Here is a 22951-nt window from a genome sequence, read left to right as displayed (position 1 = left end):
GACCTCCTTAATGTTTTAGTGTTGCCGGCTGTATTTATGTAGAGCATATGTTGTAAGTTCTAATTTGTGAATGTTTTCACATGATTGCCCAAAAAAATATTTTACTCGCAAACTGGATTTCTAGGTATTTTTTCAAAGCTGATGTCTGTAACAAACTTCGTACTTCTTTTCACTATGACCACGAAGTTTACTGTCCAGATGTATGCTGGAATTTCTTTATCGTCTTTATACATCATCGCTTCAAATTCATCACCAATGACTTCCTCAAGCATTTCCTGGGTGTATGTCTCAGTATCGGTTGAGAAGGGTTTAAATTCGCAATACATCATTTCAATCACTCCTTTTCCTTTTCTAATTAAAGATTATCACATAATCAGAATAATAGTTTGTGAAATGTTGAACAATATATGAACTATTGTTTATCAACTTTCAAAAGAGTGAAGAACAACAGATTGTAATCGCTTACAAATTAATTATTATTTTAATATATTAATATTGTAATAAAGAGACTCCAGGAAGAGTCTCTAAAAATTAAAGGATATCCCCGTTAATTCCTCCGATACGGTCCATAACCTGGTCATTGTTTCTTCATTAAAAACTCCTGATGCAGGAATTTCAATCGCAGGATATCCTTTTCTGTTTCCTCTCCCGTCCGGACCAATGTATTCACCGCCGGTCAAGCTGTCATCCGCTGCAGCATAGATGGTTGGAAGAGCGCCCATTTCTGCGGGCTGGGAAAAAAATTTCATCAATCCTTTCATATATTTAGGGGTTTCACCTTTCCCTAGATTGAATAAATTCGTATTGGAAATTCCCGGGTGGCAAGCGACACTGATTGTTTCGATTCCATGCTGTTTAAAACGATTATCAAGATCCCTAGCAAATAACAGGTTAGCAAGCTTGCTCTGTCCATAAAATTTCATTGCTTTGTATCCCTTTGAGCCGTCCAGATTATCAAAATCAATCGAAGCTCCCCGATGAGCGATGCTGCTCAAAGTGACAACCCTGGAACCAGGTGTATTTTTTAAAATTGGCAGCAAGAGGCCTGTCAACGCAAAGTGGCCAAGGTGATTACTGCCGAATTGAAGCTCGAATCCATCCTTTGTCTTGCCATATGGAGGGATCATGACTCCAGCGTTATTGATCAGTATGTCCAGGGAGCTGTATTTTTCCATAAAAGCTGAAGTGAAATTGCGGACACTTGCGAGGTCTGCCAAATCCAGCTTCATCATTTCTACTGATGCTTCACGATTTCCTTGCACTATAGAGTCAACAGCAACCTTGCCCTTTTCCTCATTTCTCACTGCGAATATGACATGTGCACCCTTTTCAGAGAGTTTCTTTGCCGCTTCATAGCCGATGCCGCTATTGGCTCCAGTGATGATAACTGTCTTGCCTGATAAGTTCTCGATTAATATGATGATGCACCTCCGTATGTTCTATTTTACAAAGTTACAAATGTTTTCAATAACTTCTTTTTCCCAATGATAAGAATTAAAGGTATGGTCAGCCCCTGTCACAATGTTGAGCGTCGCCTGTTCCTGATAGCATTTCTCCTGATATTTCATGGAATCCTCAATCGAAACAGCTTGATCATTTGTCCCATGAATCAGCAAAACATCGCCTTTGAATTTTTTTGCCCTTTCCCACACATCAATGGTACTTAACTCTTCAATAAATTCTTTTCCTATTAAATTCCCACCAATGTCGAAGGCGCTCTTTTCCTTAATATATGTAGAATTTTTCACCATAACCTTCGCTTCTTCTGCCATACTGCCAGCTGGAGCTAGTAAAATAAGTTTCTCGATTTTCTCTGGATGATCTCCAGCAAGTAGGCTGGCAACAAATCCTCCCATACTAAAACCGAGGACAATCACTTTTTCGTTATTAATGCTGGGATGTGAACGAACATACTCAAGAATTGTTTCTGCCTCTGCTAATTCATTCAACACAGTCATGTCTTCAAAATTCCCATCACTCTCTCCGCTTCCTAAAAAGTCGAATCGGAAGCTCGCAATCCCAAGATCTTCGAGTGCCCTTGAAATTTTCAAAAAGAAACGATGTGGCTCTAGTATGCTGCCGGTAAAGCCATGCAGGAGAATAACAGCAGGAGCCTCCTTCTGGCCTGCCAAGGGGATATGTGCCATCCCTCTAATCACCTGGTTGTTATGTAAAAGCGAAACTGCTTCCTGCATTTAGACAACTCCTTTTGCTACCTTCAATAACTTCAATGGTAACACAATTGGTCTTATTAACCATTGAAATTATATTGAATTTAATTCATACTAAACTCATAGGAATTATTGGAGGGATATTAAAATGAATCTTTTTGTTGAAAAATGCCCACGTTGTAAAACAGCGTTGGAAGTAAAAGATAATCCTTCATGCAAGGCGGTCGTAATTAAGGCCTGTCCTGCTGGCCACTATGAAAAAGAATTTCATCCAGCATTGGAGACATATATAGAAAGACACAAAGCATCTTAATCTTGTGAAGCAGGGCCTCAAATTGAGGTCCTGTTTTTTCGTCAATAGGAAATTTTTTAAATTCACTAAGATGACAATTTTTGTTTTCATAATTTGTTCACATTTGTCGTCAAAACCGTAACAACTTCCATGTTAGAATGATTACAAATAAAGCAGTGTGATATTTATCACACCTTTTGCCACAACTTACCGTTCATTAAGGGGTTATTTTCGAAAACTTTGTGAACAAATGAACATAAGTTTGTGATAGAATGAACAAGGTTCATATTTGAAAGGAGCTGCAGTGATGAAGAAATCAAAACTATTTTTGGTCTCCCTCACCTCGATCATGGCTGTGCTGTTGCTTAGCGGCTGTGAAAACAATATGGTGGTATTCAACCCGGAGGGACCAATCGCAAGACAAATTCTTGAGTTAATCAACTTTTCGATTGCTCTGATGTTACTCGTCACAGTCGTTGTATTCGGGCTATTCGGATTCATCGTCTGGAAGTACCGTGAAAGAAAAGACAACTTGGATTACGAACCACCTGAAGAACACGGCAGCACTGTGCTTGAAATAATTTGGACAGTGATTCCGATTTTGATTATCGTTGCTTTGACGATCCCTACTGTCAAAACGATTTACGCTATAGATGAAATCCCGAAAGGTTATGAGAATAAAGAGCCTCTTGTCATTAACGTTACATCTGCTGATTGGAAATGGATTTTCAGTTATCCGGAACAAGGAATCGAAACAGTCAACTATGTGAATATTCCTGAAGACCGTCCGATCGACTTCAGACTGACCTCAGCAGGCACGATGCAAAGTTTCTGGATTCCTGCTTTGGCCGGCCAAAAATACACGATGGCGAAAGCTGAAACTCAGCTCTACCTGGTTGCAGATAATCCAGGATCATATGTTGGCAAGAACACAAACTTTAACGGCCAGGGATATGCAGGCATGGAGTTCGAAGTGCTTTCCCAGACACAAAAAGATTTTGATAAATGGATCAAAGACGTAAAAGAAACTGCTCCAAAAATGACTTTGGAGGAATATGAGAAGATGCTTGAGCCTTCCCACCTTGGACGCAAGACATTCTCAAACACACACCTTGAATGGGTCGACCACTCTGATCCGCATTCAAAGAACTACACGAATCCGGAAATGTACGATAGAGGACATGGCTGGCCTGGAAAGATTTTTGAGGATAAGGATAATTACAAAAATAAAGATGGAAACAATGATCATTTAAATCATGAAAACAATGAAGATATGAACCATAAAGAATCTGAAACTGAAGATTCACACGGGGGTGACCACAGTGGGCATTAAGTGGGATGAATTTTTCGTAACTGGTGATCCATTAATTTTCGCATCACAAATCGGGATTGCCCTGACATTAGTTGGTGCATTAGCCGGTCTCACCTATTTTAAAAAATGGAATTACCTATGGTCGGAGTGGTTTACAACTGTTGACCACAAGAAAATCGGGATTATGTATATCCTGGTAGGCGTCGTGATGTTTCTCCGCGGCGGTATTGATGGCTTGATGATGAAAGGCCAGACAGCCGTGCCGGAAAATGACTTTCTGAATGCCCAGCACTATAACGAGGTATTCACAACACACGGCGTCATCATGATCTTATTTGTTGCGATGCCGCTTCTGATCGGTCTCATGAACTTTGTGATTCCGTTGCAAATCGGTGCCCGTGATGTTGCTTTTCCACAGCTAAATGCTCTCAGCTTCTGGCTGACTGTGAGCGGCGCAGCACTGTTCAATATTTCATTCATCATTGGCGGTTCACCTGACGCAGGATGGACCTCATACTTCCCTCTTGCCGGAAAAGAATTCAGTCCGGGCATCGGGAATAACTTTTACGCAGTTGCCCTGCAAATAGCAGGTGCCGGTACTTTGATGACAGGTATTAACTTCGTTGTCACAGTGTTAAAAATGAGAACTAAAGGCATGACTTTAATGAAGATGCCAATGTTCACATGGACATCTTTCATCACTTCAATCATCATCGTAGCCAGCTTCCCTATTTTTACAGTTGCGCTGGCATTGATGACATTTGACCGCACGTTCGGTACTCACTTCTTTACGATCTCGGGCGGCGGTATGGATATGCTCTGGGCGAATCTGTTCTGGCTATGGGGACACCCTGAAGTCTATATCGTCGTTCTGCCAGCATTCGGTATGCTGTCAGATATTATCTCGACTTTTGCGCGTAAAACTTTATACGGCTATAAATCAATGGTCATCTCGATCGTAATGATTTCAGTTTTAAGTATGCTAGTATGGGTTCACCACTTCTTCACAATGGGTAATAGCGCAGGCGTGAACTCTTTCTTCTCGATCACGACGATGGCAATTGCCATCCCTACAGGGGTGAAGGTATTCAACTGGCTGTTCACGATGAGAAAAGGCCGGATCAAGTTTACGACGGCAATGCTCTGGGCATTAGCTTTCGTTCCTAACTTTGTCATCGGCGGTGTTACTGGTGTCATGCTGGCGATGGCTGCAGCAGATTATCAGTATCACAACACATTATTCCTGGTGGCACACTTCCACTATGTACTGATTCCTGGGGTAGTGTTTCCGATCTTTGCAGGCCTTTACTTCTGGTGGCCTAAGATGTTCGGCTATATGCTTAATGAGAAAATCGGGAAATGGCACTTCTGGCTGTTCGTTGTTGGTTTCAACGTGACGTTCATGCCAATGTTCTTCCTTGGACTTGACGGTGCGGTCCGCCGCGCGTACACTTACTCAGCTGAAACTGGGTTTGGTCCATTGATGATGATTTCTGCTGTTGGTTCAGTGATTCTTGCAGCAGGATTTGCGGCTCTTGTCTACAACATCTACTGGAGCGCACGTAACGCTGACCGCAATATCGGCAATGACCCGTGGGATGCAAGAACGCTTGAATGGGCAACAGCAACACCTGTACAGCATTATAACTTTGCTTCCCTCCCTGAGGTTACAAAGCTTGATGCATTCTGGCACATGAAAAAGAACAATCAACTTCAGCCACTTTCTGAAGATGAAATTGAAGAAATCCATTTGCCCAGCAACACATGGATCCCGATTTATATGGGGGTTGTCTTCGGAATTTCCGGATTCCTGCTTGTTTTCGAATGGACGATTGCTGCCGGAGTTGCCGCTATAGGTATTCTCGCTGGACTTGCCTTCCGTTCATTTGACTATGATGAAGGCTTCCATGTCCACAAGGATGAAATCTTTGAAACAGAAAGCAAATGGAGAAAAGGCGCGAACAAAGGAGTGAAGAATCATGTCAGCTAAAGTTAATGCCGCTTTGCCGCTCGAATACCAGACAGAACAAAACAGGATGAATATCCTCGGCTTCTGGGTCTTCCTCGGAGCTGAAATCGTGCTCTTCGCTACCCTTTTTGGAGTGTATGGAGTGCTCGGTGAGCGTTATGCCGGCGGACCGACTCAGAAGGATATCTTCATTGTAAAAGATGTTATGATTCAGACTTTCCTGCTGCTGACAAGCAGCTTCACAATGGGTATCTCGATTTTTGAAATGCGTCGCAGCAATATAAAAGGCATGCTGATGTGGTTAGTATTTACGCTGCTACTGGGCGGTGGGTTCCTTTTCATGGAAATTCGCGAATTCATGCACTATGTACATGAAGGTGCAACAATGCAAACAAGTGCGTTCCTATCCAGCTTCTTCGTTCTGCTGGGAACACACGGATTGCACGTCACAATCGGGATTGGCTGGGCGATCCTGCTGATCGTCCAGATAGTGCAGCGCGGATTGACACCAGTGACAGCACGTAAGGCATTCATATTCGGACTGTACTGGCACTTCCTTGATGTCGTTTGGATTTTCATCTTCACATTCGTTTATTTACAAGGGTTGGTGATGTAATATGGATCAGCATTCAAAAGGCTTCCCATTAAGCCATGTCATCGGATTCTTCATGTCACTCGTCCTGACATTCGGCGCTGCATGGATTGCCCTTCAGAGCTCACTTTCAATGAAGGCAGTCATGTGGATCATCGGCACACTGGCGGTTGTCCAGGCCGGAATCCAGCTTTACATGTTCATGCACGTAAATGAAGGCGAGGATAAAGTGACGAATAATATCAATATCATTTACTCAGCATTTATCGCAGTAGTCATTGTTGCAGGATCCATCTGGGTTATGACTTCAGGACACTCGCATTAAAACGAAATGAAACCAGGCATCCTCTTTGGGGGTGGCCTGGTTTTTTTGTGGGCTCATTTTGAGTGATTGATGCTGTTTTAGACAACTTTGGCTTAGTGAGCCGAGATTATGTCCGAACCTGATGATACTTCGGACAGCTTTTGCTTGTGTGGCGGGAAAGTTGTCCGAACTTGCCCCTACTTCGGACAGCTTTTGCTCGAGTGGCGGGAAAGTTGTCCGAACTGCCCCTACTTCGGTCAGCTTTTGCTCGAGTGGCCGGAAAGTTGTCCGAACTTGCCCTTACTTCGGACAGCTTTTGCTTGTGTGGCCGGAAAGTTGTCCGAACATTCCCCTACTTCGGACAGCTTTTACTTGATGCAATTGAATGTTGCCCGAACTTGCCGCTACTTAAACAAGCTTCACTTTTCATGAACTAAATCTTAGCCATCTCGCTTTTCCGTCCTTTGATCAGGCGTAAACGGGGCAGCTTACCTTCTTTCCGGAATAAAGAAAACATCGCGAAGTTAAATGCCGCAAGGAACAGTGATAGTACAGCATGCTGGAATCCATGTGATAGCAATGCCAAGAATCCGCTTACAAGACAATATAAACCAACAATTAAATAAAAGTACATAAGAAGTTTTCCCACTTCTCATTCCCCCACTATTTCGTTTGTATTTTTTATATTAACAGAATTTAATAAAAAATGTCACATAATGTTCACAATTAACTCTAAATTTTTTCACAATTTACCTTTTCTCATATTGCTTGACTCTTCTACCCGCCATGCTATTATGATTAATGAAGAATTAAATAACAAAATTTTACCACTAGGGGTGCCTTTGAATTAAAGGCTGAGATTAAAGTGAGACTTTGAGACCCTTGGAACCTGATCTGGTTTACACCAGCGTAGGAAAGTGGACTTTGGGACGTTTTTATGTTGTGCCAATTCAACCACTTTCTTGAAAGTGGTTTTTTTATTGGGTTAAAAAGGATGAGGAGGAGCTTCAAATGAAAAAATTCACTGAAGAATTAAAGAAACAAGCAGAACCAATATGGCAGGCAAATTTTGACCACCCTTTTATAAAGGGAATCGCTAATGGAAATTTAGCATTGGAGTCCTTTCGCTATTATGTGTTACAGGATTCTTATTATCTTTCCCATTTTGCGAGGATACAGGCAATCGGAGCGTCAAGAGCAGCTGATTTGTTCACGACTTCGAGAATGGCTGCTCATTCGATGGGGACTTATGAGGCTGAGCTTGGTCTGCACGAAAATTTCCTAAAGCAATTGAGTGTAACAAAACAAGAATTAGAAGAGTTCGTCCCATCTCCCACTGCCTATGCCTACACATCACACCTTTATCGCGTTGCTGCTTCCGGAAGCCTGGCTGAAATCATCGCAGCGATCCTGCCATGCTATTGGATTTACTATGAAATTGGACAATTGTTAAAGGACTGCACTCCTAATGTCCAAATATATCAAGAATGGATTAATGCATATGGCGGAGATTGGTTCAGTGAGTTAGTAAATGAGCAGCTAAGCAGACTTGATCAGCTGGCAATCGAAGCCTCAAAATCAGAACAAGATAAAATGAAACAGCATTTTAACATCAGCAGCCAGTATGAATTCATGTTCTGGGATATGGCCTACAATCAAGAAAAATGGCCCGTTACAAACTAAAAAATGACATTTAAAAACAACGGGTTTCTGCCCGTTGTTTTAATCAATTATTTTTACTAAAAAGATGGCTTCGATAAAGAACAATTTCCTACTAAAGACTGCAACCTTGGTTCATAGTAGCTTAAACTGGCGAGAAAGTAGCATGTTTCTGGAAAGTGATGCTCCAGAAAGCGAAGATTGGATTTATTCAAAAGCGTATCTCCTTTGTATTTCTCTACCATATTTTTAATGAACTGATTCATTTCCAGCGTCGTATTCCCTACTTCATAAATGAATTCCTGTTGTCGGGCAAAGCCTGGCTGTTTAACCCGTAAATAATTTTTCAAATGATGATTTTGGACAATATATAGCTGGAATCTGCCTTTAAATTCTTGTACTGCTGTGTTGGCTCCAACTTCGATCGGGTCAAGCAGATTTTCAAAAAGCACCGCGTGACCGAGTTGATCTTCAAGCCAGAGGTCCATAACCTGAGTTGCTGACAGCCGCACTGGTTCCTGGCCCTGCACAAGATAGTTCAAAATCCGTAAATATTCCTGGTTTTCACTCAAGGTACCGTTTAAATAGGTTGGCGACAGACTAAGGTTTACTTTATTATCTATCCTTAATGATTGTAGAGTACCTTCAAAATCATAATAGTTTTTAACGACCTTCCACGCTTTTCTCGAAAATTCAATCATCTGACTGTCCTGGTGGCCAGATTGTCGCGGTATTGACTGCAAATGAGCTAAAAGGTCATCATATAAACCAATGAATTGCTGAGCAATTTTCACATACTCCGTTTCACTCACTGACAACCCGTCCCTGACAAAATAAGCGTGATCCCGCAGCATTTCAACCCAAAATGAATGTTCATCCCAAAGAGAAATCATATCTCTCCCCTCCTTTTCCTACTCTTATACTTACTGTTCAAGAAAGAAAGAAATGATGACATCAAGAAATATTTAATACTTTTAGCCTGATTTGAGATACTAAGAAAAACAATCCATATTCTCTACCAAAAGGTGTTGCTAATGAGAAATCTAAAACTTTACATATTCTTAATGGCTGTCCTGCCCTGGCTTTCGCTGCCTCTTCTAGGTAAACAAACGTTCAGGAAGTTCCTGCCCGGTACATTGTTCATGGGAATTTATTTAATGTTTGAAGGAAGATTAGCTGAAAAGAGAAAATGGTGGTGGTTCCCGTTTAAAATTAAACCAAACGTATTGGGTGAACTGCCTTTAATCTGGGGTCCGTTTTTTATAGGCTCCTTCTGGATCATGAAATACACCTATAAAAAATTCAACCTGTATTTATTGGTCAATATCTTGATTGACTCGCTGTTTACTTATTACGCTGTGGACATCTTCAAGAAATTTGGCTATGTCTCATTGGTTCGGCTAACCAAGTTCCAATTATCGATTGTGTTCCTATTCAAAACCTTAGTTCTATATGGATTTCAGGTATTTTACGACAAAGTCATTCGAGGGTATTCAGATAGTACACATCAATAATTATTTTTAAAATGAACATAATAATAAGGCCATTTAGATAATCCAAACGAAAGTGAGCTGAATTGAATGGCAAGACAAGGTATGCACAATAGGGATCAAACAAGAGAACAAACTGAAAAGCATGATAAAAGAAATGACATTGAGCTGGGCGCCGAGTTTCAGGTAGGAAATTCCAAATCTCAAAGCCAGAAAAAAAGCGGGAAACAAGTAAATAAAAAGTAACAGGAAGACGTCCATTAATCCGGGCGTCTTTTCTTCATTACTCAGGATGTTAAAAGTAAACGGTCTTTCTCTCCCTTCTCAGAAGGAACATAATAGCAAATATCTTTTTAAATATTTGTTTCAAATTTAAGTTTTAGAATAGTATACACGGGGAACGAACGTAATAAGAATGATATGGGGAGGTGCTGAAGGTGAGTTTGTTGTACAGCAAGGCAATGGAAGCTTTTAAAAAGGATGCAAAGCGTCAGTCTGAGTTTCAAAAGAAATCAAAAAGCAAGGCGAAATAGCTATTCCGCCTTACGGTTGTACGTTCATCTTCTTGTCATCCTACCATTGAGGATGATTTTTTTTGCCTATTTCTAGTTAAGGTCTTCAGGACTACTCTAGCTTTTTAATTTTGTATTGTTGCCAATTGCCCTGAGAATCAAACTGATTATTGCCGCAAAAACGAAAGTTGAAAACAGCAGAAAGACTGGAATTTCACCTTGAGGAAAAGCAATGTTCTTATAGTTAGCAAAAAACAGAATACCTAGTATGTATAGAAAATGAATTAAGATCGAAATCGACATGGCAGGTTTTAAGACGTTCAAAATATCACTCCTGTAAAAACTTTTCCTTTTCTTATTCCATTTTATGTAACAGAATTCCTTTTTTTTCATCAATTTTCTTCTTTAAATCGCAAAACTTAAAAAAAGAACGAAATCATGTAGATTTCGTTCTAATCCTTATAAATTCTCAATAAAGACCCTGATGACATCAGCGCCGCCTATGAAGGTTCCAAGTGAACTTCCCAGATTGGCAAGTACAACGATCAGCAACACTCGGCTGACTTTGTTTCGCCAAAATCCTTTTAAACTAAAAACATCTTCAGATAGTGTCTCAAAGTCCTTAACACTCGGCCTGCGGATATACGCTTGTGCCAAACCGGCAAACCAGCCCGCAGCAAGCAAAGGATTTAATGAAGTGATCGGTGCTGCTATAAATGCTGTCAAAATGGTCAGTGGATGCCCCATTGCGATGGCAGCTCCCAGGGCGGAAAGGCTTCCGTTCCATAAGATCCAGCTGACTGTTTGCGCAAAACCCGCAGATGGGTTAGCTAAAAAAGTATAGACGATGATAGCAAGGATCAATACAGGAATGCTCCAGCCAATGATTTTTGGCCAATTGGATTTCGGCGGTATCGCTCTTAATTTATTCAAATCATGCTCTTTTTTTATTTCTTCTTTGATTCCTGGTACGTGTGCAGCCCCCAGGACAGCGACAATTTTTTCTCCAGGCGCTTCCTTGATTTTCTGAGCTAAATATTGGTCACGCTCGTCAATCAATGGCTTTTTCAACCGTGGAAATGTCTCAGTGAATTCATTCAGCATCGCGTTGATCGTATCCTGATCCTTCAGCTTTTCCAATTCTTCCTCCGAGATGCTGTCCCGGCTGAAGATACTCGTAATGATCTGGCTGAGCAAAATGGCCTTTCCTTTCAAGCCAAGATTTCCCCAAATCCTTGAAAAAGTAATCTGGATATTTCGATCTGCTAGAACAAGTTCAGCTCCGACTTCCTTTGCGGATTCAATCCCCTGGATCATCTCCTGTCCTGCTTTGATCCCAAGCTCCTTCGCCATCCGATTTTGAAAAGACGAAATAGCGAGGTTCATCAATAATAAAGAAGCCCGTTTTTCTTTAATGACCTGGATGATATCCATCTCCTGCCACTTTGAACCCTCGGAGATCGTCTTATAGCGCTGCTCGTCCAATTCTACACAGACAGAATCCGGTCTCTCAGCTTCAATTACTTCCTTCACCTGCTCCGCACTGTGCTTGGATACATGTGCAGTTCCAATCAATATGTATTCCTTGCCATTCATTTCAATTCTCGTTATATTTTCCTCGCCCATAGATACCTTCCTTTTACTAGACCCATGCAAGCCAACTTTATATACATAGTTTATGATTCATTTTACCATTATAACATGAACAATAGTCTGAAATATAAAGATTATTTACCTTTCTGCCATTTGGCGCAAAGAGAAAAAGACCGCACAATCGTCAGCTTATGACACCTGTACGGTCTTTCGTTTGAAAATTATTTTGAATAGCTGTTCTTCAGTTTTGCTGATTTTTTACTATCTATCAATTTTTTCACGATTGGGTATAGAACTGGTCCCCATTTGATAGCTGTCTTTATTAGTTTTGTCATGAGTTATCCCTCCTCATTTCTTAGTACTTATATACCCATACTAAATGAGGGACAATCCTGCATGATTTTGGCAATCTTCGATATTATTTAACAGGAGAAAGTTCGTCTTCGGTTACCCACTGATGGTTCGTGACTTTCTCAGAGCCATCTGTTGGCGTAAAATCGACCATATATACTGTCATTTCTTCAGCTGAATCAATAACCGCTTTTGCTCCTTTCATTCCTTCCATATGATCAGTATTGATCGTAACTTCATCCCCTGCCTTTAACGGTTTGTCTCCGGCATCAAGCAGTTCTTCATGGATGACCCACTTATGCTGTTCCACTCGGTCTCCACCATTCGTAGGGTCATAGGATAACGAATAGACGACGGTATCATATGCACCGACGACCTCCGCTTCTGCCCCATCCATGCCTGGCATGTGATCGTCCGTGATGATAGCCTTGCTGCCAACTTTGTATGTTGGGTCCGAGGCTTCCTTTAGACCTTCAGGCAGTTCGCCTGATCCCGAATGCTCCATATTTGCATGGCTGTTGTGATCCTCAGTGCTTGACTTTTCTTTTTCACCAGAGCAAGCTGTTAAAAATAGTGCCGTGGTAATTGATAATAATACCATTACTAACCTACTGTTTAGTTTCATACTAACTTTCCCTCCCCATTTTATAAGAAATATATATCATGAATTTGTGCAGATTTTATCGAGCAGCTGAATAACAAATATCCAAAGAGATTTAATCACCTTAAAAATAGGTAAATCCCTGTTATACCATGAAAATAAGGAAAATCTATGTCAATAAGATTTTTAAAAGTAATTTTTCTGTTATTCACCTTGAAGAACACATGAAGAAAGACAGCTTGTCTCTATTGACGGCTTGGATGAAAACTAGGCTCTCGATTTTGAAAGCCTTTACCTTTATAAGAACAGCTAGCGCTGGAGCAAGATTGAATTTATAATTACTTATACAATAAAAGATCCAGGCCTTCGCCTGGATCCATTTAGAATGCCCAATCACCAAGAGGTGTCATCCTACGGTTCTGCTTGCAGCTCTCGCATACATGAAGCCTAACGGGTTGAAAAAGCTTTTCTTCCTTGTTCTCTGAAACATCCTTCCGTCCACAAACTTCGCAAATTCTCATCCATTTCACCTCATTTTAATCTATTGTCAAATGGCTAAGTTCTGTAGTGACTCGCTACCATGTCCAACACTTGGGTTTATTAATAATATTTACAAGATGGATGAAAATATTTAAGAAGAACAATATATTTTTAAAAGGAGTAGATAATTTTAATGTTTTACTCAATTACCGGTTTACTCAATTACCGGTTTTTTGAACGGCTCAATTTTAGATCCAATTTACATAACATTATTATCTATTTATAATGACCTTATATCCCAAGTGTCCGAAAAATTCCTTCAATACTTTTTCAGCATTTTCATCTGCTTTTTGTAAAATACCCGCCTCTATTGCTTCCTGCTTAATTTGTTCCTGGGCTATAGCGGCTAAATCGAATCCTTGATCCCACTGTACTTTTCCACGGAGAAGGCCTTCATCCGAAAATGTCCTTACCTTGTCCATTTCAATGGCTGGCTCCTGAATGAATTTTGCATCAGGCAATGCAATCTCTACAACATTCTTCTCGTCATCAACCCTTATTTCTTCTTCGTCAATAGACTGTAAATCAACACCCGCTATCACAGTTGCTGGAACGATCAATAGCAATTCACGCTTTGTCCCCGGTATATTAAGGTTAATTTTCTCCCCGAATAACTCATTATCTTCTTGCTCAAGGATTACCTTCACATGTGCCTCTGCCGTGGCCAACGTTGCCAAACCGTGTACTTGTTCAATGAATACAGTCGACTCAGCCTTGCCTGTGCTCCCCGTAACATACCAGAATCCAGCACCTATGCCTGAAGCTATGAAAAGTAAAACAATTAGAATCCTGCTAATTGTACTAATCTTTGATGACCTCGCTGGATGTGCAGCCAGAGTAGCCGAGCTTTCCTCTCTTCCCGCCCTTATCTCAGTCAATAGTTCATCAAGCTTAGTAATAACTTTTTCCTGCTTGTCCATGTATTTAACCTCCTGTATCACCGAAAAATTACAAATTACCCTTTCAATCGACAAATCCAGATGATGAAAAATCCTCCAATTATAAGGAGGCTTATTATTTATTACGAACAAGCATGGAAAAAGTTTCATAGAATGACAGTTTGCTAGTTTCCACTGTTTTATTTTTCAGAGAATGGGGCATAGTTAAAAATATTCGTATCACCAGGAAAGGAGGCAGCTATTTTGAGTCAACTAGATGGAAAAGTCGCGTTAATAACAGGTGCCAGCTCCGGAATTGGAAGAGCTGCAGCTATAAAAATGGCCAAGGAGGGTGTAAAAGTTGCCTTAATCGATGTGAAGGAAGAGAATTCCAGGGATGTTAAGGAGTCAATTGAAGAGTCTGGCGGAAGCGCACTGATCATCGAATGCGATATTGCAAATCCAAGAGAAATGGAACGAAGCTATCAAAAGGTTGTTGCTGCATGGGGAAGAGTCGATATCGTATTTGCCAATGCTGGCATCAATGGTGTCATTGCCCCAATAGAAGACCTGGCTCCAGAGGATTGGGACGAAACCATCAACACGAACCTCAAAGGAACCTTCCTAACAGTAAAATATGCAATCCCACATATGAAGAATCACGGCGGCAGCATCATCATCACGAGCTAAATAACGGAAACAGAATTTATAAGAATTTCGGGATGTCTGCATACAGTACTTCCAAAATCGGTCAAACCGGTTTCGGTAAAATGGCAGCACTGGAACTTGCGCAATATAAAATAAGGGTCAATATCATTTGTCCGGGTGCTATTGAAACTAACATAGGGAAAAACACCTTCCCGCAAGAGGATGAACTAGAAAAAATCAAAATCCCAGTAGAATATCCTAAAGGTAATCAACCACTGGAAGAACACGCCGGAAAGCCAGAACAAGTAGCAGACCTCGTCTACTTTCTAGCATCTGACCTGTCTTCGCATATTACCGGCACAGAAGTCTATATAGATGGAGCGGAATCGCTGTTATAAAGGAAAAATGCTCAGGGTTGCCTGAGCATTTTTTATGTGTTAATAATCCCATAATGGACTAAATCTTCATAACGGTTTTCTTTCATGACATGGTCAATTAAAATACCTTCTTCCCTCATTCCTAACTTTTGCAAAACACGTCCTGAAGCCGGATTGGAATGAAAGCAGCGAGCAAATACTTTATGGTATTTCTTTTCATTGAACGCAAATTGCACGATTGCTTCTGCTACCTCTGTTGCATATCCTCTTCCCCAGTATTCTTCACCAATCCAGTAAGCTATTTCACCATGATTGAACCTCTGGTGGTTAGATAAGGCTATAGCGCCGAATAATTCTCCACTTTCCTTATCTGTGACAGCGAACTCGTATGACTTACTAGTTTCATAATTTTCAAGATGGCTTTCCATCCATAATAAAGCATCTTCTATTCTGTAGGGATAAGGCAGGTACAAAGTATTTTTAAAAATATTATAGTTATTACAGAGCTTGGCAACATCTGCAGCGTCGGATTTTTGAAACATCCGAAGAAATAGCCTTTTAGTAGTAATTGTTTTATTTTCTTGATCAAAGGTCATACCAAGTCCCCCAATACAATAATCAAATACTTCTTCAGTGATGATTAATCTCCAATTTGCTTTGTTAAGCCGTAAATTCCGGGTTTTTCTTCATAACCTAACTTTCTATTAACATAAAGCATTGGTGCATTTTTGGAATTGTTATGGGTCCGAATATATCTCACTTTGTTTTGCAAGGCATATTCAATCGCTTTTATTTTTACCGCCTGGGCAAGCCCTTTTCCACGGTATCGCTGATCTACTCCAGTCATCGAATTATAGTAGACATCCTCATTTTCCTTTACGATCATAGACATAGCAATCCATTGATCGCCATCAACCGCTAAAATAAAGCCCTTCTTATCAAAATCTTTCAACAAGGCTATCATTCTATCATTATCCGGACGATGCTTTCCTTTCATTCCTGGAACATCAGTCACAAGCTGCCACCAGAAATCCCAAAACCGATTTTGAGTATCTTTATCCTTTGAGCAATCATCCAAAGTAGTAAAACGAATTCCGGATGATTCTAGACTTTTAAAAATAGAACTATACTGATCCTTGCTAAACTGAGAAATCTCTAATTGAGATTCAAAAACATGGCTGGTTATGTCAAAGCCTTTCTTTTTAGCCCAATTCAGGTCTTTCTCCTTTGTATCCTGGATTTGAGTCTGGAGAACTTTGGACTTGTTCTTATGGGCAATATCTTCTATGTCAGTTAATAACCAGCTCCCAATCCCCCGATTACGATATTCATGATCCACCTTAATAAAAACCTCAGCGTATCCCGGCTCTAAAATAGGATCCCATGGGCCAGAAACATACATGCCGTATCCAATTAATCTGCCAATTGGAGTAATCACTCCCAAAATTTTTTGAATCGTTTCTCTAGTAGCCTTCTTTTCAAGCATTTTAATGGTATTTATGTTAGGTAACTCTGAACTAGTTTCACGTACAATTTCCGAAAAGTTTTTGGAGGTTAAGGGGATGATTTTTAGGTCCATTCAACTAACACCTCCTTTTTATTTCGTACACTCAATCAGCCAGCAATCACGGAGTTCTCCTTCGTGAAGTTCGTGTTTTGGCAGTAATTTAACTTTATTGAACCCGCACTTTTCATAGCATTTTATTGCTCGTTCATTCCAGACTTGAGGATCCATCACAACTTTTACAGCCTTCATACCATCAATTAGAAACTCCGTCATGGATGAAACAAGCAAAGTTCCAATGCCTCTATTCCAATAGTCGACTTCACCGATAAACAGATCAGTTCCGAAAATTCTACAGCTCTCATACCCATACTCTTTTTTAGTATCCTCATCCAATTCATAATATTGAATATAGCCTATTGACTTACCTTCATACTCAATAATGCATTTAACTTCATCGTCGTCTGAAGAGTAAAAAACCCTTTCGACTTTTTCTAAATCGAATGGATTATCCCTGCCTTCATAGTATTTAAGAACCTCCGGAGTAGAAAGCCATTTTGATAATAAGTGTTTATCTTTTTCTTCTAATCTACGAACTTTTAAACTGCCGTATTGATATACCACACTAATCCTACTTTTTGCCATTTCTAATGTTTTTCCCATTCTACAGCTAAAATTCCATAAACAACATGATCTACATAGTGATCGTATAACCATTCGGCCTGCCGGATCCTGCCTTCTTTTACAAAGCCTAACCTTTCAGGAATTCCTCTGCTCTTCTTATTTTCCTCCGCAGCTCTGATTTCAACTTTGTTCAACTTCAAATGGTCAAAGGCATAATCAGTCAATGCACTGGCAACTCTGGTCATGATCCCTTTGCCTTGATATTCATGCCCGAGCCAATACCCAATGTAAGCAGTTTTATTTGACCAGTTAATACTGTTGAAACCTGCTGTTCCCACGATTTCTCCTTCGTATAAAATAACCGTCGTCATGCTTTTATTTTCAGCGTAACCTTTCATCGTTCCTTTTAAAAATTCTTTAGTATCTTCAACGTCCGTAGTAAAATCTAGCCATGGAAGCCACTCTTTTAAATAATCACGAGCTTTTTCAGTTAGTTCAAAAAGGCGGTCTGCATCCGATACCTCTGTCAGTTTTAATGATAATTGTTCATCTATTTTATATAAAAACATAAATTTGCCTCCTTATTATGTTAATTTTATAAAGAGATACTATTCGACAAAAGATTCACTTTTTCCTTTTATTGCTAAAAACTTTCTTCTATAAAAAAAGAGCTGCCAACATAGCTGGCAGCACTTTAAAAGTCTTTTATAACTTTTCTCCGTTAGTTTTTATCACATCTTTATACCAGAAGAATGACTTTTTCTTCTTACGTTCTAACGTTCCGCTGCCATCATCTTGCTTGTCCACATAGATATAACCGTATCTTTTCGAGAACTCGCCAGTGGACATGCTGACCATATCAATGCATCCCCAGCTAGTATAGCCCATCAAATTCACTCCATCTTCAATCGCTTCGCCCAGGGCTTTAATATGCTCGCGCAAATAGTCAATACGATAGTCATCAACGATGCTGCCGTCTTCTTCTAGTTTGTCATAGGCTCCCAGGCCATTTTCAACGACAAATAAAGGAATTTGATAACGGTCATATAGTTTGTTCAAGCTAATACGCAATCCAGCCGGGTCGATTTCCCATCCCCAGTCGCTTACTTCAAGGAATGGATTTCGCACTCCCCCAATGATATTACCTTCTGAAGCATCCTCATCAGCCTTTTTCTTTTTCTCCGTACGCGACATGTAGTAGCTGAATCCAACGTAATCAACGGTGCCCTCCTTCAATAACTCAAGATCACCTTCCTCAATCTCCAATTGAATATTGTGTTCTTTAAAGTATCGATTCATGAAGGAAGGATACTCTCCCCGCACCTGGACATCACCGCAAAAATAATTGAAAATCTGCTCTTCCTTTAGTGCGTGTAGGACATTTTCCGGATTGCTGTCAAAAGGATAAACAGGCGCAAACAGAATCATGCACCCAATCTGCGATTCTGCAATAATCTCATGGCAAGCTTTGACTGCAATTGCGCTTGCGACTAATTGATGGTGGTATGCCTGGAAGGTTGGCTGATATCGATCCTCTTCTTTTTCAATCGAAAATCCCAGGCCGTTGATCGGCATCACAAGCGCGCTATTGATTTCATTGAACGTCATCCAGTACTTAACTTTGTCTTTGTAACGATTTAAGATAGTTGTGGCATACCTTTCAAAGAAAGTAATAACTTTACGGTTACGCCAGCCGCCGTATTCTTTTACTAAATGAAGCGGCATTTCATAGTGGGAAATTGTCACAACAGGCTCAATCCCATGTTTATGTAATTCATCCAAAACCCGATCATAATAAGCCAGTCCCTCTTCATTAGGATCTAGTTCATCGCCATTCGGGAATATCCGTGTCCAGGCGATTGACATACGAAACGCCTTAAACCCCATTTCTGCAAACAATGCAATATCCTCTTTATATCGATGGTAAAAATCGATCGCCTCATGATTCGGGTAGTATTGGTCTGGCTTGATTTCAAAGTCGAAACCTGGTTTTGTTAAAATATCGTATCTGGCTTTTCCCCCTGGCAGAACATCCGCGACATTCAAACCCTTGTTCCCTTCTTTAAATCCACCTTCAATTTGATTGGCAGCCGTAGCCCCTCCCCATAAAAAACCTTGTGGGAATTTATACGTTTTCATGGTTAGTACCTCCATATAGGTTATACGCTTCCACTTGAATATTTTAGACCAAACGAGCTTGCCTGATTTTGACAGCTTTTCGCTTAGTGACCGTGAACCTGTCACGATTCCGTGCTTTTCTTGACAGCTTTTCGCTTAGAGGCCGTGAACCTGTCACGATTCCGGCTTTTTCTTGACAGCTTTTCGCTTAGTAGCGTTGAACCTGTCACGATTCCGGCTTTTTCTTGACAACTTTTCGCTTAGAGGCCGTGAACCTGTCACGATTCCGGCTTTTTCTTGACAGCTTTTCGCTTAGAGGCCGTGAACCTGTCACGATTCCGGCTTTTTCTTGACAGCTTTTCGCTTAGAGGCCGTTAACCTGTCACGATTCCGGCTTTTTCTTGACAACTTTTAGCTTAGTGGCGTTGAACCTGTCACGATTCCGGCTTTTTCTTGACAACTTTTCGCTTAGCGGCCGTGAACTTGTCACGATTCCGGCTTTTTCTTGACAGCTTTTCGCTTTCCAGCCGTGAACCTGTCATGATTCCAGCTTAGTTTTGACAGGTTTTCAATAGTGTCTAATTCAATATCTCATTATACATTTCTTTAATTCCTCACTACTAATGTTTCCCCGCTGCGCAAAAAAACAACCCTACTAAAATTCCTTCTATTAAACAGTTCTAAACCTAGCATCCTTTCAATATCTTAGTGATAGGAAAGCCAATACTCTAGAAAAAGGTGATTGAAGTGTTTGTTGTCCATTTTTATGAGCAGAAAAATGAAATGCTGAATCAGTTGCTTAAGCGTGTACCTGTAGTTGGGGAGGATCTGAGAATCAAGGGGCGTAAAGGTAAGGTTGCGAGTGTGACGGAAATCGATGAGAAAACGTACCATGTTCAAGTCACTTTGGAAGCGAAAGCGAAACCTGGCGCAGCGGCCGACCCTGGTAAAAAGAAGAAGCGATAAATAAGAAATGGAGAACCGCGAAGGTTCTCCATTTCTTATTATTTGTTCAAAAAAGCCCAGGCATACTGTGCATAAAGCTCTGCTCCCGTTACCAAAGCGTCTTCATCAATATTGAATTTCCCATGATGGTGAGCCCATTCTGTATCTTTATCTGGGTTTCCACTACCGACGAGGGCAAAACTGCCTGGGACCTCATCAAGATAGAAACTGAAGTCTTCCCCACCCATTGTTGGCTTTTCATGATAGATGACATCCTCACCGAATGACTCAGATGCGACTTGCTGAACAAGCATAGCACTTTCCTCGTCATTGATGACTGCCTGTGTCCCACGCGTGTATTCCACTTTTGCTGTAGCACCATATAAAGCCGCTATACTTTCAGCATAATGTGTTAGCTGGGATTCGATGTGGTCACGTGTTGCAGGGTCGAAGCAGCGCACTGTTCCTTCAATCACAGCATTTTCGGCAATGACATTGAATCGAGTTCCTACCACCATTTTACCGACAGTAAGAACTGCACCTTGCTGCGGGTCAATCGTTCTCGACACCACAGATTGGACGTTCATGACAAAGGATGATGCAACGATGGCGGTGTCGATACAATCCTGCGGGATCGCTCCGTGGCCACCTTTTCCTTTAAAAGTGACCTTGAATAAATCAGCCGAGGCAAAGGATGGTCCCGGAGTGCAGCTCACCTTATGAGTCGGCATTTGCGACCAAATGTGGATGCCGAAAACGTTATCGACTCCTTCGACTGCACCCTGTTTTACCAGAGCTTTGGCTCCTTCTGCTACCTCTTCAGCAGGCTGGAACAATAAACGGACATTTCCTGGAAGCTCATCCTTGATTTCATTCAAAGCCTTTGCAGCGACCATCAACATGGCAGTGTGGGCATCATGTCCGCATGCATGCATTTTACCATCTTCGTTTGAAGCGTAAGGCAGGTCCTTGTTTAGTTCCTCTACAGAAAGTGCATCCATATCCCCTCTCAAGGCGACAGTCTTGCCCGGCTTGCCGCCCTTGATTTCAGCAATGACACCGGTTGGTTCGGTTCTTTTATATGAAATTCCTAATTGGTCCAGGTATTCACAAACAATATCTGTGGTTTTATATTCTTCCCATGACACTTCCGGCTCGCTGTGAAGTTTCCTGCGCAGCTCTGTTAATTCGTCTTTGTATTCCGTAATAGCTTCTTTTAATCTCTCGTTTATCATCATTCCGCCTCCGTTAAGATCTTGGATGTTTCGTAAAAGATCCCTACCGCTCTAGCTATGTCTTCTGAATCTGACCATTCTTCCGGACAATGACTAAGTCCATTTTTGCTTGGAATGAAAAGCATTCCTGCATCTGTATAGTCGGATAAAACCATAGCGTCGTGCCCTGCTCCACTATTGATTGAACAATACGGTATTTCCAACGCTTCGCTTTTCTCTTTTAATAGAGAGCGGATATCCCGATTCAGTTCTTTCGGTTGGATATATAAGAGCTGCTCAACGGATGTTTGAATTCCATTTTTACTAACAGAATGTACTAGATTCTTTGTTTTCTCGATGACATTCAGGACGTTTTCTTCCTTTCCAGAGCGAATATCAACCGAGAAGACTACATGATCTGGAATCACATTGGCTCCATTCGGATAAACATTCAAACGACCAGTAGTGATGACCGTTCCTTCCCCTTCTTCTTCAGCAAGTTCTGGCAAACGACCGATAATATTAGCCGCAGCTACCAGTGCGTCGGCACGGCGGTCCATTGGGGTGGTTCCTGCGTGACCTGCCTGGCCTTTAATGGTTACTTCCAGCTGAGTCAGTCCAACAATCGCCTCGACAACTCCAATAGGAATCTCTTTTTCTTCTAAAATAGGGCCTTGTTCAATGTGTAACTCGAGGAAAGCCTTTATCGTTTTCATATCTCTTTTTTTCGGAAGCGATGGATCTAGCCCGATTTCAACCATTGCTTCGACTGTGGAAATACCGTTTGTGTCTCTCAGGTTCTGAAATTCTTCTTCACCCAGCAAGCCGACCATCCCGCGGGACCCCATAAGGCCTCCGCCAAACCTTGCTCCTTCTTCTTCAACCAATGCAACGACTTCGAGAGGATACTTGGGGGTTAAGTTATTTTTAACAAAGAGTGCTGCTACCTCAAGAGCGGCAACAACCCCAGCTGGTCCATCATAGGAGCCGCCGTGAGGGACCGAGTCAAAATGCGACCCGACCATCACGCTCGGTGCGTCCTTCAGGGTTCCCTCCAGTTTGCCAAAAATATTACCGAAGCCATCTTCTCTAACCTCGAGCCCATACTCTCTCATTTTTCCTTTTATATAATTGCGAGTCTTTAGATCCTCCTGGCTGTATGTCAGCCTTGTCGTTCCTTTACCCGGAGTCGCAGTGTACTCACTGATTTGGTTAATATGATGCTCAATACTTTCCTTTAATTCTACCAATCTCATT

The 22951-nt window shown here is 41.1% G+C and carries 25 protein-coding genes, 1 pseudogene and 1 riboswitch; of the genes and pseudogenes, 10 read left to right on the top strand and 16 right to left on the bottom strand.

Annotated features, from left to right (window positions below; genetic code table 11):
* Positions 1 to 101 precede the first annotated feature (101 nt).
* From CD004_RS10785 to CD004_RS10775, 3 genes are all read right to left on the bottom strand, one after another.
* Positions 102 to 329, bottom strand: a complete 228-nt coding sequence (locus CD004_RS10785) for a hypothetical protein (protein WP_041966255.1) — start codon at positions 327 to 329, stop codon at positions 102 to 104.
* A 195-nt stretch (positions 330 to 524) separates the two neighbouring features.
* Entirely contained in the window at positions 525 to 1418 is an 894-nt protein-coding gene (locus CD004_RS10780) for an oxidoreductase (protein WP_267892370.1), read from the bottom strand.
* Positions 1419 to 1439: 21 nt separating this feature from the next.
* Positions 1440 to 2195, bottom strand: a complete 756-nt coding sequence (locus CD004_RS10775; protein WP_102262761.1) for an alpha/beta hydrolase family protein — start codon at positions 2193 to 2195, stop codon at positions 1440 to 1442.
* A 124-nt stretch (positions 2196 to 2319) separates the two neighbouring features.
* On the opposite strand from CD004_RS10775, the gene CD004_RS24065 reads away from it, so the two are divergent.
* The 5 genes from CD004_RS24065 (at position 2320) to qoxD (ending at position 6661) form a co-directional block, all read left to right on the top strand.
* Entirely contained in the window at positions 2320 to 2484 is a 165-nt protein-coding gene (locus CD004_RS24065) for a hypothetical protein (RefSeq protein WP_170029971.1), read from the top strand.
* A gap of 286 nt (positions 2485 to 2770) precedes the next feature.
* Positions 2771 to 3796: a cytochrome aa3 quinol oxidase subunit II gene (gene qoxA / locus CD004_RS10770; protein WP_102262760.1), complete on the top strand. Its 1026-nt coding sequence runs from the start codon at positions 2771 to 2773 to the stop codon at positions 3794 to 3796.
* Positions 3786 to 5765, top strand: a complete 1980-nt coding sequence (gene qoxB, locus CD004_RS10765) for a cytochrome aa3 quinol oxidase subunit I (protein ID WP_102262759.1) — start codon at positions 3786 to 3788, stop codon at positions 5763 to 5765. Before qoxA ends, qoxB begins: the two co-directional genes overlap by 11 nt.
* The gene (gene qoxC, locus CD004_RS10760; RefSeq protein ID WP_102262758.1) at positions 5755 to 6360 is read left to right on the top strand and encodes a cytochrome aa3 quinol oxidase subunit III; all 606 of its coding nucleotides are present in this window, start codon (positions 5755 to 5757) and stop codon (positions 6358 to 6360) included. Before qoxB ends, qoxC begins: the two co-directional genes overlap by 11 nt.
* A gap of 1 nt (position 6361) precedes the next feature.
* Positions 6362 to 6661 (top strand): cytochrome aa3 quinol oxidase subunit IV, encoded by a 300-nt coding sequence (qoxD, locus tag CD004_RS10755; protein ID WP_102262757.1) that lies wholly within the window; start codon positions 6362 to 6364, stop codon positions 6659 to 6661.
* Between the two features lie 412 nt (positions 6662 to 7073).
* On the opposite strand, the gene CD004_RS10750 is transcribed toward qoxD, so the two are convergent.
* The gene (locus tag CD004_RS10750; RefSeq protein WP_102262756.1) at positions 7074 to 7289 is read right to left on the bottom strand and encodes a hypothetical protein; all 216 of its coding nucleotides are present in this window, start codon (positions 7287 to 7289) and stop codon (positions 7074 to 7076) included.
* Between the two features lie 173 nt (positions 7290 to 7462).
* Positions 7463 to 7573: riboswitch (TPP riboswitch) on the top strand.
* 78 nt (positions 7574 to 7651) lie between these two features.
* Here CD004_RS10750 and tenA point away from each other — a divergent pair.
* Entirely contained in the window at positions 7652 to 8323 is a 672-nt protein-coding gene (gene tenA, locus CD004_RS10745) for a thiaminase II (protein ID WP_102262755.1), read from the top strand.
* A gap of 56 nt (positions 8324 to 8379) precedes the next feature.
* Here the strand turns inward: tenA and CD004_RS10740 are convergent, their stop codons facing one another.
* The gene (locus CD004_RS10740; protein ID WP_102262754.1) at positions 8380 to 9192 is read right to left on the bottom strand and encodes a DUF2935 domain-containing protein; all 813 of its coding nucleotides are present in this window, start codon (positions 9190 to 9192) and stop codon (positions 8380 to 8382) included.
* 141 nt (positions 9193 to 9333) lie between these two features.
* Here CD004_RS10740 and CD004_RS10735 point away from each other — a divergent pair, with 141 nt between their 5' ends.
* Together CD004_RS10735 and CD004_RS24060 are read left to right on the top strand one after the other, a co-directional pair.
* Positions 9334 to 9813, top strand: a complete 480-nt coding sequence (locus CD004_RS10735) for a hypothetical protein (RefSeq protein WP_102262753.1) — start codon at positions 9334 to 9336, stop codon at positions 9811 to 9813.
* Between the two features lie 66 nt (positions 9814 to 9879).
* Positions 9880 to 10035 carry a hypothetical protein gene (locus CD004_RS24060; RefSeq protein WP_170029969.1) on the top strand — a complete coding sequence of 52 codons (156 nt, stop codon included), beginning with the start codon at positions 9880 to 9882 and terminating at the stop codon, positions 10033 to 10035.
* Positions 10036 to 10418: 383 nt separating this feature from the next.
* On the opposite strand, the gene CD004_RS10730 is transcribed toward CD004_RS24060, so the two are convergent.
* From CD004_RS10730 to CD004_RS10710, 4 genes are all read right to left on the bottom strand, one after another.
* Positions 10419 to 10625, bottom strand: coding sequence for a hypothetical protein (locus CD004_RS10730; protein ID WP_158651536.1), 207 nt, complete (start codon positions 10623 to 10625; stop codon positions 10419 to 10421).
* Positions 10626 to 10760: 135 nt separating this feature from the next.
* Positions 10761 to 11927, bottom strand: a complete 1167-nt coding sequence (locus tag CD004_RS10725) for a TraB/GumN family protein (protein WP_102262751.1) — start codon at positions 11925 to 11927, stop codon at positions 10761 to 10763.
* Between the two features lie 385 nt (positions 11928 to 12312).
* The gene (locus tag CD004_RS10720) at positions 12313 to 12870 is read right to left on the bottom strand and encodes a YdhK family protein (RefSeq protein ID WP_102262750.1); all 558 of its coding nucleotides are present in this window, start codon (positions 12868 to 12870) and stop codon (positions 12313 to 12315) included.
* Between the two features lie 728 nt (positions 12871 to 13598).
* The gene (locus CD004_RS10710) at positions 13599 to 14306 is read right to left on the bottom strand and encodes a DUF4230 domain-containing protein (RefSeq protein ID WP_102262748.1); all 708 of its coding nucleotides are present in this window, start codon (positions 14304 to 14306) and stop codon (positions 13599 to 13601) included.
* A gap of 219 nt (positions 14307 to 14525) precedes the next feature.
* Between CD004_RS10710 and CD004_RS10705 the strand changes: the two are divergent.
* Positions 14526 to 15310 (top strand): annotated as a pseudogene (locus tag CD004_RS10705) (SDR family oxidoreductase).
* Positions 15311 to 15342: 32 nt separating this feature from the next.
* Here the strand turns inward: CD004_RS10705 and CD004_RS10700 are convergent.
* The 5 genes from CD004_RS10700 to CD004_RS10680 form a co-directional block, all read right to left on the bottom strand.
* Positions 15343 to 15885, bottom strand: coding sequence for a GNAT family N-acetyltransferase (locus CD004_RS10700; RefSeq protein ID WP_102262747.1), 543 nt, complete (start codon positions 15883 to 15885; stop codon positions 15343 to 15345).
* A 44-nt stretch (positions 15886 to 15929) separates the two neighbouring features.
* On the bottom strand, positions 15930 to 16868 hold the full coding sequence (locus tag CD004_RS10695; RefSeq protein WP_102262746.1) for a GNAT family N-acetyltransferase: 939 nt from the start codon (positions 16866 to 16868) through the stop codon (positions 15930 to 15932).
* An 18-nt stretch (positions 16869 to 16886) separates the two neighbouring features.
* Positions 16887 to 17438 (bottom strand): GNAT family N-acetyltransferase, encoded by a 552-nt coding sequence (locus CD004_RS10690; protein WP_102265070.1) that lies wholly within the window; start codon positions 17436 to 17438, stop codon positions 16887 to 16889.
* A gap of 2 nt (positions 17439 to 17440) precedes the next feature.
* Positions 17441 to 17986 carry a GNAT family N-acetyltransferase gene (locus tag CD004_RS10685; RefSeq protein WP_102262745.1) on the bottom strand — a complete coding sequence of 182 codons (546 nt, stop codon included), beginning with the start codon at positions 17984 to 17986 and terminating at the stop codon, positions 17441 to 17443.
* Positions 17987 to 18122: 136 nt separating this feature from the next.
* Positions 18123 to 19556, bottom strand: a complete 1434-nt coding sequence (locus CD004_RS10680) for a glycoside hydrolase family 1 protein (protein WP_102262744.1) — start codon at positions 19554 to 19556, stop codon at positions 18123 to 18125.
* Positions 19557 to 20282: 726 nt separating this feature from the next.
* On the opposite strand from CD004_RS10680, the gene CD004_RS10675 reads away from it, so the two are divergent.
* Positions 20283 to 20501 (top strand): hypothetical protein, encoded by a 219-nt coding sequence (locus tag CD004_RS10675; RefSeq protein WP_102262743.1) that lies wholly within the window; start codon positions 20283 to 20285, stop codon positions 20499 to 20501.
* A 38-nt stretch (positions 20502 to 20539) separates the two neighbouring features.
* On the opposite strand, the gene CD004_RS10670 is transcribed toward CD004_RS10675, so the two are convergent.
* Both CD004_RS10670 and CD004_RS10665 read right to left on the bottom strand, forming a co-directional pair.
* Positions 20540 to 21715 (bottom strand): M20 family metallopeptidase, encoded by a 1176-nt coding sequence (locus tag CD004_RS10670; RefSeq protein WP_102262742.1) that lies wholly within the window; start codon positions 21713 to 21715, stop codon positions 20540 to 20542.
* On the bottom strand, positions 21715 to 22950 hold the full coding sequence (locus tag CD004_RS10665; RefSeq protein WP_102262741.1) for a Zn-dependent hydrolase: 1236 nt from the start codon (positions 22948 to 22950) through the stop codon (positions 21715 to 21717). The genes CD004_RS10670 and CD004_RS10665 overlap by 1 nt, the downstream gene beginning before the upstream one ends.
* Position 22951: the final 1 nt, after the last annotated feature.

This window comes from Mesobacillus jeotgali (assembly GCF_002874535.1).
In the GTDB taxonomy this organism is placed as follows: domain Bacteria; phylum Bacillota; class Bacilli; order Bacillales; family Cytobacillaceae; genus Mesobacillus; species Mesobacillus jeotgali.
This window is presented reverse-complemented; position numbering and strand designations above follow the sequence as displayed.

What these genes read in the sequence shown, in the direction of transcription:
- CD004_RS10785 (WP_041966255.1), bottom strand. Translation starts at nt 329, where the DNA reads ATGATGTATTGCGAATTTAAACCCTTCTCAACCGATACTGAGACATAC.
- CD004_RS10775 (WP_102262761.1), bottom strand. Translation starts at nt 2,195, where the DNA reads ATGCAGGAAGCAGTTTCGCTTTTACATAACAACCAGGTGATTAGAGGG.
- CD004_RS24065 (WP_170029971.1), top strand. Translation starts at nt 2,320, where the DNA reads ATGAATCTTTTTGTTGAAAAATGCCCACGTTGTAAAACAGCGTTGGAA.
- qoxA (WP_102262760.1), top strand. Translation starts at nt 2,771, where the DNA reads ATGAAGAAATCAAAACTATTTTTGGTCTCCCTCACCTCGATCATGGCT.
- qoxC (WP_102262758.1), top strand. Translation starts at nt 5,755, where the DNA reads ATGTCAGCTAAAGTTAATGCCGCTTTGCCGCTCGAATACCAGACAGAA.
- qoxD (WP_102262757.1), top strand. Translation starts at nt 6,362, where the DNA reads ATGGATCAGCATTCAAAAGGCTTCCCATTAAGCCATGTCATCGGATTC.
- tenA (WP_102262755.1), top strand. Translation starts at nt 7,652, where the DNA reads ATGAAAAAATTCACTGAAGAATTAAAGAAACAAGCAGAACCAATATGG.
- CD004_RS10740 (WP_102262754.1), bottom strand. Translation starts at nt 9,192, where the DNA reads ATGATTTCTCTTTGGGATGAACATTCATTTTGGGTTGAAATGCTGCGG.
- CD004_RS10735 (WP_102262753.1), top strand. Translation starts at nt 9,334, where the DNA reads ATGAGAAATCTAAAACTTTACATATTCTTAATGGCTGTCCTGCCCTGG.
- CD004_RS24060 (WP_170029969.1), top strand. Translation starts at nt 9,880, where the DNA reads ATGGCAAGACAAGGTATGCACAATAGGGATCAAACAAGAGAACAAACT.
- CD004_RS10725 (WP_102262751.1), bottom strand. Translation starts at nt 11,927, where the DNA reads ATGGGCGAGGAAAATATAACGAGAATTGAAATGAATGGCAAGGAATAC.
- CD004_RS10720 (WP_102262750.1), bottom strand. Translation starts at nt 12,870, where the DNA reads ATGAAACTAAACAGTAGGTTAGTAATGGTATTATTATCAATTACCACG.
- CD004_RS10710 (WP_102262748.1), bottom strand. Translation starts at nt 14,306, where the DNA reads ATGGACAAGCAGGAAAAAGTTATTACTAAGCTTGATGAACTATTGACT.
- CD004_RS10700 (WP_102262747.1), bottom strand. Translation starts at nt 15,885, where the DNA reads ATGACCTTTGATCAAGAAAATAAAACAATTACTACTAAAAGGCTATTT.
- CD004_RS10695 (WP_102262746.1), bottom strand. Translation starts at nt 16,868, where the DNA reads ATGGACCTAAAAATCATCCCCTTAACCTCCAAAAACTTTTCGGAAATT.
- CD004_RS10690 (WP_102265070.1), bottom strand. Translation starts at nt 17,438, where the DNA reads ATGGCAAAAAGTAGGATTAGTGTGGTATATCAATACGGCAGTTTAAAA.
- CD004_RS10685 (WP_102262745.1), bottom strand. Translation starts at nt 17,986, where the DNA reads ATGTTTTTATATAAAATAGATGAACAATTATCATTAAAACTGACAGAG.
- CD004_RS10680 (WP_102262744.1), bottom strand. Translation starts at nt 19,556, where the DNA reads ATGAAAACGTATAAATTCCCACAAGGTTTTTTATGGGGAGGGGCTACG.
- CD004_RS10670 (WP_102262742.1), bottom strand. Translation starts at nt 21,715, where the DNA reads ATGATAAACGAGAGATTAAAAGAAGCTATTACGGAATACAAAGACGAA.
- CD004_RS10665 (WP_102262741.1), bottom strand. Translation starts at nt 22,950, where the DNA reads ATGAGATTGGTAGAATTAAAGGAAAGTATTGAGCATCATATTAACCAA.